Origin of the sequence: Cyanobium sp. Copco_Reservoir_LC18 (assembly GCF_009834675.1) — a bacterium.
Lineage (GTDB): Bacteria > Cyanobacteriota > Cyanobacteriia > PCC-6307 > Cyanobiaceae > Cyanobium > Cyanobium minutissimum.
Genome location: NZ_ASAC01000015.1, coordinates 68,407 through 83,695 on the forward strand (window position 1 = coordinate 68,407; position 15,289 = coordinate 83,695).

Annotated in this window: 17 protein-coding genes; 5 read left to right on the top strand and 12 right to left on the bottom strand. The window is 72.1% G+C overall.

Features of this window, described 5'->3' with window-relative positions; genetic code table 11:
* Positions 1-6: 6 nt before the first annotated feature.
* Positions 7-909 (top strand): class A beta-lactamase, encoded by a 903-nt coding sequence (gene bla, locus L107_RS09440; RefSeq protein ID WP_370515471.1) that lies wholly within the window; start codon positions 7-9, stop codon positions 907-909.
* Here bla and proB read toward each other — a convergent pair.
* The 6 genes from proB to L107_RS09470 form a co-directional block, all read right to left on the bottom strand.
* The gene (proB, locus tag L107_RS09445; RefSeq protein WP_159818244.1) at positions 890-2,035 is read right to left on the bottom strand and encodes a glutamate 5-kinase; all 1,146 of its coding nucleotides are present in this window, start codon (positions 2,033-2,035) and stop codon (positions 890-892) included. The genes bla and proB overlap by 20 nt on opposite strands.
* Complete coding sequence (locus L107_RS09450) at positions 2,035-2,544, bottom strand: YqeG family HAD IIIA-type phosphatase (RefSeq protein WP_159818246.1); 510 nt, start codon at positions 2,542-2,544, stop codon at positions 2,035-2,037. The genes proB and L107_RS09450 overlap by 1 nt, the downstream gene beginning before the upstream one ends.
* A complete protein-coding gene (locus L107_RS09455; protein ID WP_043325387.1) occupies positions 2,544-3,092 on the bottom strand; it encodes a DUF3727 domain-containing protein in 549 nt (182 codons plus the stop codon). The genes L107_RS09450 and L107_RS09455 overlap by 1 nt, the downstream gene beginning before the upstream one ends.
* 19 nt (positions 3,093-3,111) lie before the next feature.
* Positions 3,112-3,630: a Holliday junction resolvase RuvX gene (gene ruvX, locus L107_RS09460; RefSeq protein ID WP_159818248.1), complete on the bottom strand. Its 519-nt coding sequence runs from the start codon at positions 3,628-3,630 to the stop codon at positions 3,112-3,114.
* Positions 3,631-4,707 carry a hypothetical protein gene (locus tag L107_RS09465; RefSeq protein WP_236550612.1) on the bottom strand — a complete coding sequence of 359 codons (1,077 nt, stop codon included), beginning with the start codon at positions 4,705-4,707 and terminating at the stop codon, positions 3,631-3,633.
* A gap of 91 nt (positions 4,708-4,798) precedes the next feature.
* On the bottom strand, positions 4,799-5,977 hold the full coding sequence (locus tag L107_RS09470; RefSeq protein ID WP_159818250.1) for a F420-0:Gamma-glutamyl ligase: 1,179 nt from the start codon (positions 5,975-5,977) through the stop codon (positions 4,799-4,801).
* A gap of 85 nt (positions 5,978-6,062) precedes the next feature.
* On the opposite strand from L107_RS09470, the gene L107_RS09475 reads away from it, so the two are divergent.
* Positions 6,063-7,442 carry a PhoH family protein gene (locus L107_RS09475; protein ID WP_159818252.1) on the top strand — a complete coding sequence of 460 codons (1,380 nt, stop codon included), beginning with the start codon at positions 6,063-6,065 and terminating at the stop codon, positions 7,440-7,442.
* A 32-nt stretch (positions 7,443-7,474) separates the two neighbouring features.
* Here L107_RS09475 and L107_RS16915 read toward each other — a convergent pair whose 3' ends face one another.
* The 6 genes from L107_RS16915 to hisA all read right to left on the bottom strand — a co-directional run bounded on the left by L107_RS16915 (position 7,475) and on the right by hisA (position 13,278).
* The gene (locus tag L107_RS16915; RefSeq protein WP_304523552.1) at positions 7,475-7,825 is read right to left on the bottom strand and encodes a type IV pilin protein; all 351 of its coding nucleotides are present in this window, start codon (positions 7,823-7,825) and stop codon (positions 7,475-7,477) included.
* A gap of 360 nt (positions 7,826-8,185) precedes the next feature.
* Positions 8,186-9,568, bottom strand: a complete 1,383-nt coding sequence (gene fumC / locus L107_RS09485; protein ID WP_201295861.1) for a class II fumarate hydratase — start codon at positions 9,566-9,568, stop codon at positions 8,186-8,188.
* Entirely contained in the window at positions 9,565-10,158 is a 594-nt protein-coding gene (locus L107_RS09490; RefSeq protein ID WP_159818256.1) for a thylakoid membrane photosystem I accumulation factor, read from the bottom strand. Before L107_RS09490 ends, fumC begins: the two co-directional genes overlap by 4 nt.
* Before the next feature lie 22 nt (positions 10,159-10,180).
* Positions 10,181-11,875, bottom strand: coding sequence for a DUF3685 domain-containing protein (locus L107_RS09495; RefSeq protein WP_236550613.1), 1,695 nt, complete (start codon positions 11,873-11,875; stop codon positions 10,181-10,183).
* A gap of 63 nt (positions 11,876-11,938) precedes the next feature.
* Positions 11,939-12,304, bottom strand: coding sequence for a Fur family transcriptional regulator (locus tag L107_RS09500; RefSeq protein ID WP_236550618.1), 366 nt, complete (start codon positions 12,302-12,304; stop codon positions 11,939-11,941).
* 212 nt (positions 12,305-12,516) lie between these two features.
* Positions 12,517-13,278 carry a 1-(5-phosphoribosyl)-5-[(5-phosphoribosylamino)methylideneamino]imidazole-4-carboxamide isomerase gene (gene hisA, locus L107_RS09505; RefSeq protein WP_159818257.1) on the bottom strand — a complete coding sequence of 254 codons (762 nt, stop codon included), beginning with the start codon at positions 13,276-13,278 and terminating at the stop codon, positions 12,517-12,519.
* Positions 13,279-13,347: 69 nt separating this feature from the next.
* On the opposite strand from hisA, the gene L107_RS09510 reads away from it, so the two are divergent.
* Genes L107_RS09510 through L107_RS09520 form a run of 3 tightly spaced genes read left to right on the top strand, consistent with a single transcriptional unit; the run spans position 13,348 to position 15,288 of the window.
* Positions 13,348-13,557, top strand: a complete 210-nt coding sequence (locus tag L107_RS09510; RefSeq protein ID WP_159818259.1) for a hypothetical protein — start codon at positions 13,348-13,350, stop codon at positions 13,555-13,557.
* Positions 13,547-14,326, top strand: coding sequence for a hypothetical protein (locus L107_RS09515; RefSeq protein WP_159818261.1), 780 nt, complete (start codon positions 13,547-13,549; stop codon positions 14,324-14,326). The genes L107_RS09510 and L107_RS09515 overlap by 11 nt, the downstream gene beginning before the upstream one ends.
* A gap of 44 nt (positions 14,327-14,370) precedes the next feature.
* Positions 14,371-15,288, top strand: a complete 918-nt coding sequence (locus tag L107_RS09520; protein WP_159818333.1) for an NAD-dependent epimerase/dehydratase family protein — start codon at positions 14,371-14,373, stop codon at positions 15,286-15,288.
* The last annotated feature ends 1 nt before the right edge of the window (position 15,289 follow it).

The following is a 15,289-nucleotide window of genomic DNA, read 5'->3' on the forward strand; positions in this document are numbered from 1 at the left end:
GGGCCGATGCACCTCCGCCGCAGCCTTGTGATTGCCCCAGCCCTGGCCGCGGGCCTGGTGTCGGCGATGGCGGGCGTCGTCGCCGCGGCGCCCGCCGGGTCCCCCGCCGCAGCGGAGGCCGCGCTGGCGGCCCTGGAGGCCCGCTCCGGCGGCCGGCTGGGGGTGTTCGCCATCGACACCGCCAGCGGCGCCCGGATCGGCCACCGGGCCGGCGAACGCTTTCCCCTCTGCAGCACCTTCAAGGCGATCCTCGCGGGGGCCGTTCTGCACAGGAGCCAGCGGCAGCCCGGCTTCCTGGAGCAGCGGATCCGTTTCGGCCGCCAGGATCTGGTGAGCCACTCGCCGGTCGCCGAGCAGCACCTCGAAGGCGGCCTGACCGTGGCGGAGATGGCCGCCGCCACGGTCCAGACCAGCGACAACACGGCCGCCAACCAGCTGATGGCGCGTCTGGGCGGCCCCGCCGGCCTGACCGCCTTCGCCCGCTCCATCGGCAACCGGACCTTCCGGCTCGATCGCTGGGAAACCGCCCTCAACTCCGCCATCCCCGGCGACCCCCGCGACACCGACACCCCCGCCGGCATGGGCACCAGCCTCCAGGCCCTGGTGCTCGGGACGGCCCTGGGCCCGCCGCAGCGGCAACGGCTGCAGGACTGGCTGATCGGCACCACCACCGGCGACCGGCGGGTCCGGGCCGGCGTGCCGTCGGGCTGGCGGGTGGGCGACAAGACCGGCACCTGCGGGGCCTACGGCACCGCCAATGACGTGGCCGTGCTCTGGCCGCCGGACCGGGCGCCGATCGTGCTGGCGGTCTTCCACACCCAGGCCGATCCGGCCGCCGCTGCGCAGGATGGGGTGATCGCCGAAGCCGCCGCGATCGTGGCCGGGGCGTTCAGACCGGCTGGCAGGTGAGCACCAGCTGGTCGCGGTGCACCACCGCATCCCCCACCGGCCCCAGCCGGCGGCGCACCTCCTCGCTGCTCAGACCCTTGATCCGGCGCAGTTCCTCACTGCTCAGGGTGCTCAGGCCCCGCCCCAGTTCGCGGCCATCGCTGGCCAGCACCCGCACCGCCTCACGCCGGGAGAAGTGACCCTCCACCTCGCGGATGCCCACCGCCAGCAGGGAGGCCCCCTGCTGCAGCAGGGCCCGCTCGGCGCCCGCATCTACCCGCACGCTGCCCTTGACCAGCAGGGCATGGGCCAGCCAGCTCTTGCGGTCGGCCAGGGGGGTGGCGCTGGGCTGGAACACGGTGCCCACCTTCTCGCCGGCGAACAGGGCCTCGAGCACCGCCGGATCGCGTCCATCGGCCAGCCGCACCCGGATGCCGCTGGAGGTGGCGATGCGGGCCGCCGCCAGCTTGGTGGTCATGCCGCCGGTGCCCCACTGCCCGCCCCCCTCGGCCACGTGGCTGAGGCGCTCCAGTTCGGCCAGGTCGCGCACCTCCTCGATCGGACTGGCATCGGCATCGGTGCGGGGGTTGCCGGAATAGAGCCGATCCACATCGGTGAGCAGCACCAGCTCATCGGCGCCGATCGCCACCGCCACCAGGGCCGAGAGGGTGTCGTTGTCGCCGAAGCGCAGCTCGTCGGTGGCCAGGGTGTCGTTCTCGTTCACCACCGGCAGCACCCCCCACGCCAGCAGCTGCTCCAGGGTGCGGCAGGCGTTCTGGTAGCGGCGCCGGGAGGCCAGATCGCTGCGGGTGAGCAGCACCTGGGCCACCGCCATCCCCCGCACGGCGAAGGCCTCCTGGTACAGCCCCATCAGCCGGCCCTGGCCGACGGCGGCAGCCGCCTGCAGGGCCACCACCTCGGTGGGACGCCGGCTGAAGCGGAGCGCCTCGCAGCCCAGTCCCACGGCCCCGCTGGTCACCAGGGCCAGCTGGTCGCCCCGGCGCTGCTGACGGCCGAAGCTGGCGGCCAGATCGGCGATCACCGCCGCGGTGGAACGCTCGGGGCTGCCCCGCAGCAGGCTGGTGCCCACCTTGATCACCCGCCGCAGTCCAGGGCCGGAGGTCGGCGGCGTGCCGGAGGGCGCCATCAGCCTGGAACCGAGCCCACCCAGCGGGCCATGCGCAGCTCAAGGTTCTGGAGCCGGTCCTGGCGGCAGGGTTCACCGTCGGGATCGATCGGCTTCACCAGCACCGTGAACAGGCCCATACGGTTCCCCACCAGCACGTCGGTGAACAGTCGGTCGCCCACCAGGGCCACCTGGGCCGGGGGCAGGGCGAGGTCCTGCAGCACCTTGCGCAGGGCGGCGCGCCGCGGCTTGCCCGCCGAGGTGGTGTAGGGGAGCCCCATGGTGTCGGCCACCGCGCCGATGCGGCGGCGGGAGGGATTGTTGCTGAGCAGGTGCAGGGGCATCCGCTCACGGGCGTGGCGCAGCCACACCTCCGCCTGCACGGGCATCGTGGCCTGGCGGCGGGGCAGCAGGGTGCGGTCGACGTCGAGGACCAGGGCGCGGATGCCACGGTCGACCAGCTTCTGCAGCGGCAGGTGGGCCAGGGAGGTCCCCAGCAGCCAGTCGGGCGTGAGCAGGTCGCGCAGCATCAGTCGTCGCTCTCCCGTTCGTCGAGTTCGGCCTCGATGCGCGGCTGGACCCGCTCAAACTCCTCCCCCTCCACCATCACCGCATCGGCACCGTCCATGCGGGCCACCACGAAGAAGGGATCCAGGGGGATGTAGAGGCCGTACTCCTCATCGCCGGCCATGAAGCTCACCAGCAGCTCGTAGGTCTCGCTGTCATCATCCCCCTCCTCGTCCTCGAGGTCGTCCGGGTCAGGCTCCTCCAGCTCACCGCTGACGGTGAGGGTGACGGCGGAACGCACCAGGGTGAGGTCGTGCTCCTGCAGCACCACATCCGCCACCGACAGCACGGGCTCGGTGGCATCGAGGGTCTCGATCAGTTCGGGGTCGTCATCTTCCCGCAGCCGGAACAGGCACACCGGGGTGTCCACCGGCGTCAGCAGGGCGTAGTCGTGGCCGTCGAGGGGGATCAGCTGCTCCAGGAAGCACAGCAGCTGGCGGCCGCTGCCGTCCCGCACCTGCACGGTGGGCACATCGCCGGAGCCCGTCATCGCAGGGGGGTCGGAGGCCATCAAGGGGAAGCGGTTCTCCTCAGAATGAATCAGCACCGGCCCGAGTGCCCACGGCGATGGCCGCCGGGTCGACCGGATCGGCGCTGACCAGGGCGGGATCCAGGGCCTCGGGCCCCTCCCGCAGCCACTGCTCCAGCAGCAGCGCCGCCGCCGCGCTGTCGAGCCGGCCGCTGCGGTCGCCGTGCAGCCTGAAGCGCTCGCCGGCCGCCCAGCTGCTGGCGTGCTCATCCACCCAGGCCAGGGGCAGGGGCTGGCCCAGGGCGGCCAGGGCCCGGGCCAGCCGCTGGCCGTAGCGGCGGCAATGGACCCCCTGGGGGGTGGGCCGCTGGCTGGCATCCAGGGGCAGGCCCACCACCAGCGCCTCCACCCGCCGCTGGCGCAGCAGCTCCAGCAGCCGCCCCAGGTCGGCCTCGAAGTCGCCCCGCGCCAGGGCGGGCAGGGGGGTGACGGTGAGCCCCAGGGGATCACAGCCGGCCAGGCCGATGCGGCGGCGGCCCACATCCAGGGCCAGCGCCGACCGCGGCCTGGGCGGCGCCATTCAGCGCAGCACCAGGGGCTCGCTGGGCAGGCTGCCGAGGGGGCCGGTGGGGGTGGGCATGGGGCGCCGCCGCGGCTGCAGCTGCTCCAGCACCGCCTCGATGCGGCGGGCCGCCCGCTTGGCCGGCTGGCCCTCCTGTCGCCGCCAGACGCTGCGGGCCATGAGCACCTCCTCACCGTGGGCCTCGGCCCCGAGGGCCTGCAGCCACAGCTCGCGGTCGCCATCGCCCACCTCGCAGCGCAGCCAGAGGCCACCGCCGCCCCGGCCGATGCGGTGCAGCAGCGACTCGGCCGCCGGCCCGAGCAGGTGGCCCCAGCCCGGGTGGATGCTCAGCTCCACCGCCTGGCCGCCGCCGGGATGTTCATCGAGCAGGCGCACGCCGGCCACGGCCTCGTTGCGGACGCCATCCACCAGCATCCAGCCCTGGCCGCGGCTCTGGTCGAGCAGGTCCTCGATGCGGCGGTCCTGGAGCTGGCGCAGGTGGGCCGGGCAGGTGGCCTGCTCCAGGTGCCACAGCAGCGGGGCGGTGCGACGGTTGAGGGGGCGCAGCTGCAGGTCGGCCGGCGGCACGGGGGCGGCGCCGGCGGCGGGCAGCTGCCAGCGCCAGAGCCGATCGGTGCGCTGGGGCTGGAACCCCTGCTCCCTCAGGGTGGCCAGCCGGGAGGTGTCGAGGCTGGAGGCGGTGGCGATCCAGCTGGCGGCACCCTTCACCCGGCCGATGGCCTGGCGCAGCAGATCCCCGGCCAGGGTCGCCCCCTCCGTGGCGGCCAGGGCCAGGCGCAGGTGCTGCACCTGCCAGCAGGTGCCGCTGCGGTTGAGGCGGCGGCAGACGATCAGTCCCAGGGCCTGCTGGCGGGTGAGCCCCTGGCGCTGCAGGGCCACCAGCACCTGGGCGGAAAGCGGCCGGCGGCTGGTGAGCGCCGTCAGCAGCTGCTCCGGCAGGGCCAGCAGCAGGGAGCGCTGCAGCAGCGGCTGCAGCGGCAGGAAGGAGGGATCGTCGAGCAGGGGCAGGTGCCATCCCTGCAGGGGCTCCACCGTCCAGGTGGGGGAGGTTCTGCCCTGGGCAGGCACTGGCACGGCAGGCACTGGCACGGCAGACGACGGTGGAGAGGGAGCGTGGGCGAAACGGGACCGACGCGGCGGCGACTGGCGACGTCGTCCTGAAATTCTACGTGGGCCGCACCAGCACCAGAGGTGTGCGCTCGTTGGCGTTGCCGGCGGGATTGGGGCGCAGGGCGCGCATCAGCAGGGCTTCATCGGTGCCGCCGCTGGCGGCCAGCACCTTCACCCGCCCCAGGTCGTTGACATCCACCACCGCCACCGCCACCCCCAGGGCCGCCGCCATCCGCTCACACCAGGCCGCCGGCTGATCCGGACCGAGCACGATCGTCTGGTCGTAGGGGGGCGTGGTGCCGGTGATGTCGTCGATCAGGCGGGCCTGCTCGCCGGCCAGGCGATAGAACCAGCCCTTGCTGCCCACCAGCTTGAGGGCGGTGCCCACCACCCAGGCCCCGAGCACCCGCGCCGGGCCGGAGACATCGATCAGGGTCTGGAGGCCGCAGGCCGTGGCCAGGGAGCTGGTGGGGTGGAACACCCGGCAGAGCAGGCGAGCCAGGCAGGAGGGCTCCACCGTCGAGGGGTGGTGGTAGCGCCCCTGGATCACCGCCAGGGGGGTCTCACCGATGGTGAGCACATCACCCGGCTGCAGCAGCCCATCGGTGTAGCGCTGCAGCACCGCCAGCGGATCGTCGAGCACCCCGAGCAAATGGGTGCGCACCGGCAGCACCCGGCAGCGCTCCCCCTCGCGCCAGCCCGGGGCGGATGGGTCGCCCGGGTCCGGCCTCTGCAGCGCCAGCAGGATCCCCTGGCGCCGCTGCAGCCGGCCGAAGGGCCCGTAGTTGACCCAGTGGATGTCCATCCAGAGGGTGTCGAGCACGCTCTCCAGATCCAGGCCACCGGGCGCCGTCAGGTTGAGGCGGATGTGGGCGGCGGTGCTCTTGCGGCCCTTGACGATGTAGGCGGCCCAGTAACCGTCGGGGCGCGCCTCCTCGTCGGGGTGCAGGGGCGTGATCTGCAGCTCGTGGCGCACCTGGCTGACGTCACTGCGGCCCAGCAGGGTGGGCACCACCGTGATCTCGGGCACCATCACCTCCATGCGGGGGTGGGGATTGCGGATGCGCACCTCGCCGGTGATCTCCAGGCCCTGGGCCCGGCGCCGCACCTGGAAGGATCCCGGCAGCAGCTGCAGGGGGGAGGCGGGCCGGAGGCGGTGGCGGAGTTCGAGCAGCACCAGGCCCAGGCCGAGGAGCAGCAGCAGGACCAGCAGAAAGGAAACGGGGAGCGGCAAGCCGATACGTCGGGGAATGTCCGGCCGGAGCGTAGATGCGCCCGCGGACCTAGCTTCGGCCCCATGGAACCGGCAGGGCCCTGGCATGCGCAAGACCTTCGTGCTCGACACCAACGTGTTGCTGCATGACCCCCAGGCCCTGAACCGGTTCGAGGACAACCAGGTGGTGATCCCGATCGAGGTGGTCGAGGAGATCGACCGCTTCAAGCGGGACCCCTCCGAGAAGGGCCGCAACGCCCGTCAGGTGTCGCGGTTGCTCGACCAGCTGCGGGAGAAGGGCAACCTGGCCGAGGGGGTACCCATCGACGACGTCAGTGGCGGCACGGTCAAGGTGGTGTTCTGCCGCAGCGAGACCCTGAACCAGCTGCCCCCCGAGCTGAAGGCGGGCAACGGCGACAACAACATCCTGGCCGTGGCCCTGGAGCAGCGCCTCCAGGAGGTGGTGGGCAGCCAGCCGCCGGTGGTGCTCGTCACCAAGGACACCAACCTGCGCATCAAGGCCGATGCGGTGGGCCTGATCGCCCAGGACTACACCACCGACAAGGTGGACATGGCCGACCTCTACCCGGGCTTCTGCGAGCGCTGGGTCGACGCCGATCTGATGGACCGCGTCAAGAGCGGTGATGGCCTGCCGGCGGATGCCATCCCGGAGCAGACGGTGGCCGTCCCGCCGCTGCAGGCGAACGAGGGGGTGACCCTCATCGATCTGGCCCAGCCCGCCCACACCCTGCTGGCCCGCTACAACGGCCGCACCGGCACCCTGCAGCCGCTGCAGAAGTCCGCCAAGGCCAAGATGGGGCGCATCCAGCCCCGCAACCGGGAGCAGTCCTTCGCCCTCGATCTGCTGCTCGATCCGGCGGTGGCCCTGGTGACCCTGGTGGGCAAGGCGGGCACCGGCAAGACCTTGCTGGCCCTGGCGGCGGGGCTGCACCAGGTCGCCGATGAGCGGCTCTACGAGCGGCTGCTGGTGACCCGCCCGGTGATCTCCCTGGGCAAGGAGATGGGCTTCCTGCCCGGGGATCTGGAGGAGAAGATGGCCCCCTGGATGCAACCGATCGTCGACAACCTCGACTTCCTGCTGGGCGGCGACGAGGGCCAGCCCGCCCGCGGCGGCCACCGCCCGCCGCGCAGCAACTGGAGCGACCTCAAGGGCATGGGCCTGCTGGAAGTGGAGGCGATCAGCTACATCCGCGGCCGCTCCATCCCCCGCCAGTTCATGGTGGTGGACGAGGCGCAGAACCTCACCCCCCATGAGGTGAAGACGATCGTGACCCGGGTGGGGGAGGGCACCAAGATCGTGCTCACCGGCGACCCATATCAGATCGACAATCCCTACGTGGATGCGGAGAGCAACGGGCTCACCTGGCTGGTGGAGCGCTTCAAGGGCCAGCTGCTCTCCGGCCACATCACGCTGATGCGGGGCGAACGCTCCGAGCTGGCCGAACTGGCCGCCAATCTGCTCTGAGCCGGCCCCCGAGGCTGCTCAGCTGCAGGGGCTCAGGGGAGGAAGGAGCAGGTGATGGTGCCGTTGACGGCCACCCGCAGAATGGCCTGGCGATGGGTCTCCTGGACCTGCTGGCCCAGGCACAGCACACCACTGGCGTCGCCGCTCCAGGAGCGGCTGTTGATCTGCCGGGCCGAGGTGCCGTTGCAGTTGCGGGCAGGGCCCCCGGGGGGATCCACGATCGTGTGCAGCCCGGACTTGTGGGCCACGGCGCACTGTTCGGCGAAGGCGACCGTCTCCAGGATGCTGCTGGAGGCCTCGGCCACCGCGCGGGCGCGGAGGTACTGGGGCAAGGCGACGGCGCTGAGGATGCCCACGATGGCCGCCACGATCATCAGCTCCATGAGCGTGAACCCGGAAGCCCCGGTGATGCTCGACCGGGGGGAGCGGGGCCTGGCAGTAAGGGGCTGGGCTGAATGGGGGCGCTGGCGCCGGAAGCCCCGACCTGGGGGGGGAGCATCTTCGGGGCAGGGGCGCTGGGGCATCGCAGGCGTGGGGTTCCCTTCTCTGTCGTCCAGGGCAAGACGGGGAGAATCAGAAACCGATCTCCCACAAGAAGACCGATCTGAGGGTGATCCTGGAGCTGAAGAAGGTCGCGAAGACAATCTTCAGAGTCCTCACCGTGGGTGATAGCGCGGATCTTACGGGCGATCGACGAAAAATCAACCAGGGCCTTCCGGCCCAGCGGCCCCGGGCCACCAGCCTCAGACCATCTGCTCCGGCCTCACGAGGCGGTCGAACTCCTCCCCGCTGATCTCGCCCAGCACCAGGGCCGCCTCCCGCAGGCTGAGCCGGTGCTCATGGGCGTGGCGGGCGATGGCGCAGGCCCGGTCGTAGCCGATCGCCGGTGTCAGGGCCGTCACCAGCATCAGGCTGCGGTCCCGCTGGGCTTCGATGTGGGCCACATCGGCGCGCAGGCCCTCGATGCAGAGCTCCCGGAAGGTGCCGCAGCTGCCCGCCAGCAGGTCGATGCTCTCCAGCAGGTTTTGGGCGATCAGGGGCTTGAACACATTCAGCTCGAAGTTCCCCTGGCTGGCCGCCATCTGGACGGCGGTGTTGTTGCCCATCACCTGCACGGCCACCATGGTGAGGCTCTCGCACTGGGTGGGATTCACCTTGCCGGGCATGATGCTGGAGCCCGGTTCATTCTCCGGCAGCACCAGTTCGCCCAGGCCGCAGCGGGGACCGCTCGCCAGCCAGCGGATGTCATTGGCGATCTTCATCAGGCTGCCCGCCAGCACGGTGAGGGCGCCGTGGGCCGCCGCCAGCCCCTCCTGGCCCGCCAGGGCCTGGAACTTGTCGGGGGCACTGGTGAAGGGCAGGCCGGTGCGCTCCGCCAGCCGGGTGGCCACCGCCTCACCAAAGCCCGCCGGGGCATTGAGTCCGGTGCCCACGGCCGTGCCGCCGATGGCCAGCTGCAGCACCTGGGGCAGGGTGGCCCGCAGGCCCACCAGCCCCAGCTCCAGCTGGGAGGCGTAGCCGCCGAATTCCTGGCCCAGGCTCAGGGGCACCGCATCCTGCAGGTGGGTGCGGCCGATCTTGATCAGGCCGGCGTAGGTCTCCGCCTTGTGGCGCAGGGCGCCGATCAGCGCCTCCAGGCTCGGGATCAGCCGCTGCTGCAGTTCGATCGCCACCGCCATGTGCATGGCGGCGGGGAAGGTGTCGTTGCTCGACTGGCTGAGGTTGACGTGGTCGTTCGGGTGCACCGGCCGTTTGCTGCCCAGCACGCCACCGGTGGCGGCGATCGCCCGGTTGGCGATCACCTCGTTGACGTTCATGTTGGTCTGGGTGCCCGACCCGGTCTGCCAGACCCGCAGCGGAAACTCGCCATCGAGCCGGCCCTGGCTCACCTCCTCGGCGGCGGCCACGATCAGGCCCGCCAGCTGCGGGCTCAGCACCCCACGGGCCGCGTTCACCTCGGCGCAGGCGGCCTTGAGCTGGCCGAAGGCGTGCACCACCGCCAGCGGCATCGGCGCGCCGAAGGGGAAGTTGCGCAGGGAGCGCTGGGTCTGGGCGCCCCAGTAGTGCTCGGCCGGCACCTCCACCGGGCCGAGGCTGTCGGTTTCGGTGCGGGTGGCCGGCATCAGCGGGACGCCACCACTTCGCTGTTGAGTTCGTTGAAGCTCAAGGTGGCGCTCTTCCCCGAACCCGGCGCCATCGGAATGCCGGTGGCTTCGCTCACGGCCGTGTTGATGGCATCCACGCTCACCTGGCCGTGGCGATCGAAGACGACGCGGCCGGTGCCGTCGATCACCACCACCTGGGGGATCAGGCCGTCCCAGTAGTGGGCCGGATCGGCCACGCCGGCGTCGGGTCTGTTCTGGAGCGGATCGGTCACCAGGGGGATCAGGTCGACGGCATTGCCCCAGACCCGCTGCAGCTCCGACACCACCGGCGAGAAGTGCTTGCTGACGCTGCTGTCGTCGAGGTAATAGACGAGCACCGCCACCCGGTGCTCGTCGAGGGACTGGGCCAGGCTGCTGCGGGGCGGCACCAGGGAGCCATTGCCGGCGTAGAGGGCGAAGATGTTGCCGTCGTAGCGGTCGTTCTCGAGGCTGGCCGCCGCCTGGCCCGGGGCCCAGAGCAGCCCCAGCACCACGGTCAGCAGCAGAGCCCAGAGGCCGGCGAGGGGCCGGGATCGCGAACGGAGCAAGGGGAAGCGGGCAGGTGGGCACATTGTGCCGTGGTACCCGGCCGCCTCAGCTGCGGTTGAGGCTGCGGCCCATCCCCTGGACAATGCCGCGCCCCACCAGGCCGATCGCCCGGCCGAGCACCTGGGTCAGCAGCACCACCAGGAGGTCGCCGAGACGTTGGAGCAGGCTGCGGAGCTGGGGACCCAGGGCATCGCGGGCCTCCAGGGCCAGGGTGACCGCCTGCTGCACCCAGCCCAGCTGGCGCAGCTCGGCATCGCGGGGCTCGGTGAGATCCACGCAGTCGATGGCACCGTCGCCCAGGCGGAACAGGGGGCGCCGGCTCTCATAGAGGTGGATGGGCCGCTCGAACCAGCTGGTCCAGCGCTGCTGGGCGTTGAGCTGGTTGCGCAGCCGTTCCAGGTTGCGGGTGGCGAGCAGCTCGGGGCGCAGCAGGTAGCGGCGCAGTTCGGGCCACTCGGCGCAGGCCGCCAGCACCTCGGCGCTGATCAGCTCGGCACTGCGCACCAGCCAGTTGCTGAGCAGCAGCTCCAGATACAGAACCGCCTGGGGCTCATCCGGGGCCACCAGGCGGCCGTCCACCAGCAGCGGACGGGCCTGCAGCAGCGGACTGAGCATGGCGGCGGGATCGGGCAGCTCCAGGTCGTCGGTGTCGAGGCTGCTGCGCTGCAGCAGGGTCTCGGCCACCGGGCAGAGCCGGCCCTCCATGGGCAGCTGCACATAGGACCCGGCCATGGTGCGCAGGGCCTGCTGGCGCAGCTCGGGCTGGAGTTCCCTCCAGAGCCTCTCCAGCTGCTCGCCGCGGGGATCGTCCTGCAGCAGGCGCTGGCGCAGCCGGTCGAACTGCTCCAGCAGCCCCAGCAGCAGGTCGCTGCGGCGGGAGGCATGGAGGCCGTCGAGGGCCAGCAGCTGGCCGCTGTTGTTGCTGGGGCCGGCGGCAGCGGCCTCCGTGAGCCGGCCGCGCAGGGCCTCCCAGAGCCCTTCGGCGGTGCGTTGGCGCAGGGTGATCGCCACGCCGGCCGGGCCGCTGAGCGGGGCGCCGGCCACGCTGGTGGCGGCGGACGGGGAGGGAAGCCCGGCGGCGCCGTCGAGGGGCGGCTGGCCCCAGGCCAGGCTGACGGGCCCCCAGAGCCAGAGCAGCAGCCGCCGGGCCAGCCGCAGCTCCCGCACCCGGCCCTGCAGCAGCAGCAGCGGCAGCAGGTCGACCGGCGGTGGATCCAGGAGGCGCAGGCAGAGGCGGAGTTCGGCATCGATCTGCTGCAGGCCGCTCAGCAGCAGCCACTGGCCCAGGCCCATCGGCACGGAGGGCCCGGGGTCCTCGCCCCGTTGCGACGCGGCGATGGCCAGCACCCGGCCGCCGGCCAGCAGGGTGGTGACCGCCTGCCGCAGGCTCTCGGCATCGGCCTGCTCGATCAGCCCCTGGGCCGGCAGCTGCAGCAGCACATCGCTGCCGTAGGGGTGGGTCGCGGGCAGCAGCAGCAGCAGGGGCGCCGGTTGCCAGCGCTCCAGCAGCCGGCGGCTCTCGGCGTCGAGGGCCTGGGGTTCGGGCAGGCTGCCGAGGTACCAGAGCACGAGCTGGGGTGCCCCCTGGAGCTCATCGGGGCCGACCACCCGGCAGCCTGCCCATCCATCGGAATCCGCGCCGGAACCGTCAGCCTCCAGCCAGCTGGTGAGGCCGGCGCGCTCCAGGGGGTCGGCGAACAGCAGCAGCTGGGGCAGGGGCCGTGCCGGACGTCGTCCCACGTTGCCAGAGAAGGAATGGCCCGACCTTAACCAAGGCGCCGGGCTTTCTCCAGTGCCATCCCTTCAGGAGGGCCGGGGCCGGCCGGAGAGATGCAGGGTGTACGACTCGATGGCGAAGCCCGTCTGCTCCTCGATCTGCTGGAGGAGATGGGCGGGCAGAAGAACATCCAGGTCGTGGATCTGGCCGGACTGGGTGCAGATCAGATGGCTGTGGGGATCAGCGCGATAGCCATAGAGACGGCCACTGGCCCGCTCGATGCACTCGATCACACCGGCGGATTGCAGCGCCTCGAGGTTCTGATAGACGGAGGTGTGGCCGATGGGGCGGCCCTGGTTGTTGAGCTTGTCGAAGATGTCGCGGGCGGAAAGATGGCTCTTCTCATCCCAGAGAAGATCCAGCACCATGCGGCGCTGGCGGCTCAGCCGCATGCCCAGATCCCGGCAGCGCTGGTAAACCTCCTCCACATGGGACGGCGCCGTGGCCACCGCATGGCGATCACCGGCCTCGCCACGGCGGCCGGGGGCCGCGGAGGATGCGGTGGTCGTGGGGACAGGCAAACGTTGCCGCAGAACACATTGGCTCTGTTATAGGGCAGTTGCCCGATCATCGGCATGAACGCCACAGCGGCGGCCGGCCGGCCTCAGGCAATCGGCAGCCGCAGCGGATCCTGGAGCCGACCGTCGCCGAGGGCCTGCAACGCCTCGGCCAGCTCCACCCGTCCGTCGTAGAGCGCCCGTCCCACGATCACCCCCTCCACGCCGAGGGGTTCGAGACTCAGCAGGCTGAGCAGGTCGGTGAGGCTGCCCACCCCGCCTGAGGCGATCACCGGCAGGGAGGTGGCCTGGGCCATGGCCCGCAGGGCCGCCAGGTTGGGGCCCTCCAGGGTGCCGTCGGTGGCGATGTCGGTGCTGATGATCGCCGCCACGCCGGTGCCCTCCAGGCTGGCGGCCAGGGCCGTCGCCTCCACCGTGCTCTGCTCGATCCAGCCGCGGGTGGCCACCTTGCCCTCGTTGGCATCGATCCCCACCACGATCCGGCCCGGGTGGCGGCCCGCCAGGTCCCGCACCAGCGCGGGGTTCTCCACGGCGACCGTGCCCAGGATCACCCGGTCCACACCCCAGCCCAGGAGCTGTTCGGCCCGCTCCACCGAGCGCACCCCTCCCCCCAGCTGCACCGGAATCTCCAGGGCCGCCGCAATGGCCTGCACGGCGGCGTCGTTGGAGGGTTCGCCACTCCTGGCTCCATCGAGATCCACCAGGTGCAGACGGGTGGCCCCCTGGCGCTGCCACTCGCGGGCCTGGGCCACCGGATCGTCGCTGAAGCGGGTGACCCGGCCGTAATCGCCCTGATGCAATCGCACGCAATGCCCGTCGAGCAGATCGATGGCGGGGATGACTTGCATGGAAAGGGAGGACAATGCCGCTGCCGGACCCATCCTGTGCCATGACGCTGCCTGGATGATGCGGACCTGATGGCCCCCTCCCCTCCCGACCTCTCCCCGGACGACTGGCGCCGCCTCCGGGATGCGCTCCGCTACCAGGGCCGCGATCTCCATCACCGGTCCTACGCGGTGGACAGCCGGCGCCGGGAACTGCTGTGGGAGGAGATGGACCGCTGCCTGGCGCTGGCGGATCGGGTCGAGCGGCATCTCGACGCACTCGACGGGGCCGATGCGGGCTGAGAGGACGGGACCCCGGCGGCTGGTCACCCAGCTGCGACTCGTCGCCCTGCTGCTGCCCATCGGCGGCGCTGGCCCGGCCCTGGCCCAGCCCCTGGCGCCCCCGCCGCTGGCCCCACCGGCCCCACCGCCGCGCCCGCTGCTGGGGCCCGACGGCCCCGATCCCCGCGACCGCCCGCCGCCCCTGGCACCGCCCGGCTCGGTGATTCCGCCGATCAACCGCCCCGATCCCCGGCTGGAGGCGGCCCTGCGGGCCCGCCTGTTCGGCGGCCCGCTGGCCTCCCCCCCCGCGGCGGCCGGCGATCCCGACCAGACCGAGTGGGAGCAGGCCCGTGCCACGGCCACCCGGCCGGTCTGCGCCGATGTCGGGCCCCTGCGCTATCTCCACAACCGGGTCGACCTCGACGGTGACGGCCGCCTGGAGACCGTGGCGGTGGTGGTGGGCTCCTACGCCTGCTCCAGCGGCGGCTGCAGCCTGCTGATCTTCCGGGACAACGAAGGCAGCCTGGAGCTGGTGGCGGAGAACGGCCTGTTCCAGTCGCCCCTGACGGTGATCAGCAACCGCCACCGCGGCTGGCTGGATCTCACCCTGCCCGCCAGCCTCCACGGCGCCCCCGACGGCCTCAAGGAGCTGCGCTTCGACGGCCGCACCTACCGGCCCGTGCCGCTGCCGGTGGCCGAAGGCACCACTGGGCCACCCGGAACGGTGCTGCTGGAGCTGCTGCCGCTGCCGTTCGAGCGCCTGGGCCAGCCCCTCCCCTGCGGCCCCTGATCCGGCCCGGCCGCTTGAATGGCGCTCACCGACGCGGCATGGCGATGAGGATCCTGGTGATGGGCGGCACCCGTTTCGTGGGCCGCCCCCTGGTCAACCGGCTGCTGGAGGCGGGCCATGAGCTCAGCCTGTTCACCCGTGGCCGCCAGCCGGTGCCGGCGGGGGTGGAGCACCTGCAGGGGGACCGCAGCAGCGCCGAGGGCCTGGCGGCCCTCCAGGACCGCCCCTTCGATGTGATCGTCGACAGCTCCGGCCGCACCCTGGAGGACACCCGCCAGGTGATCGAGCGCACCGGGCCCCCCTCCCACCGGCTGGTGTACGTCAGCTCGGCCGGGGTCTACGCCGACAGCGAGCTCTGGCCCCTCGACGAGGACGCGCCCACCGATCCCCAGAGCCGCCACGCCGGCAAGCTGGACACCGAAGCCTGGCTGCGCCAGGAGGGCATCCCCTTCACCAGCTTCCGCCCCACCTACATCGTCGGTCCCGGCAACTACAACCCGGTGGAGAGCTGGTTCTTCGATCGGATCGTGCACGGCCGGCCGGTGCCCCTGCCCGGCGACGGCAGCACCATCACCCAGCTGGGCCATGTGGCCGACCTGGCCGCCGCCATGGCCCGCTGCATCGAGGTGGAGGCCGCCACCAACCGCATCTACAACTGCACCGGCTCCCAGGGCATCAGCTTCCGGGGCCTGGTGGCCGCCGCCGCCCGCGCCTGCGGCACCGATCCGGAGGCGGTGGAGATCCGCAGCTTCGATCCCGCCGGCCTCGACAAGAAGGCCCGCAAGGCCTTCCCCCTGCGCCTGGCCCACTTCCTCACCGACACCCACCGGGTGCGGCGGGAGCTGGCCTGGGAGCCCGCCTTCGACCTGGAGGCCACCCTGGCCGACAGCTACGCCAACGACTACGCCCTGCGGATGCCCACCACGCCCGATTTCAGCGGCGACGGGTCCCTTCTGGGGTGAA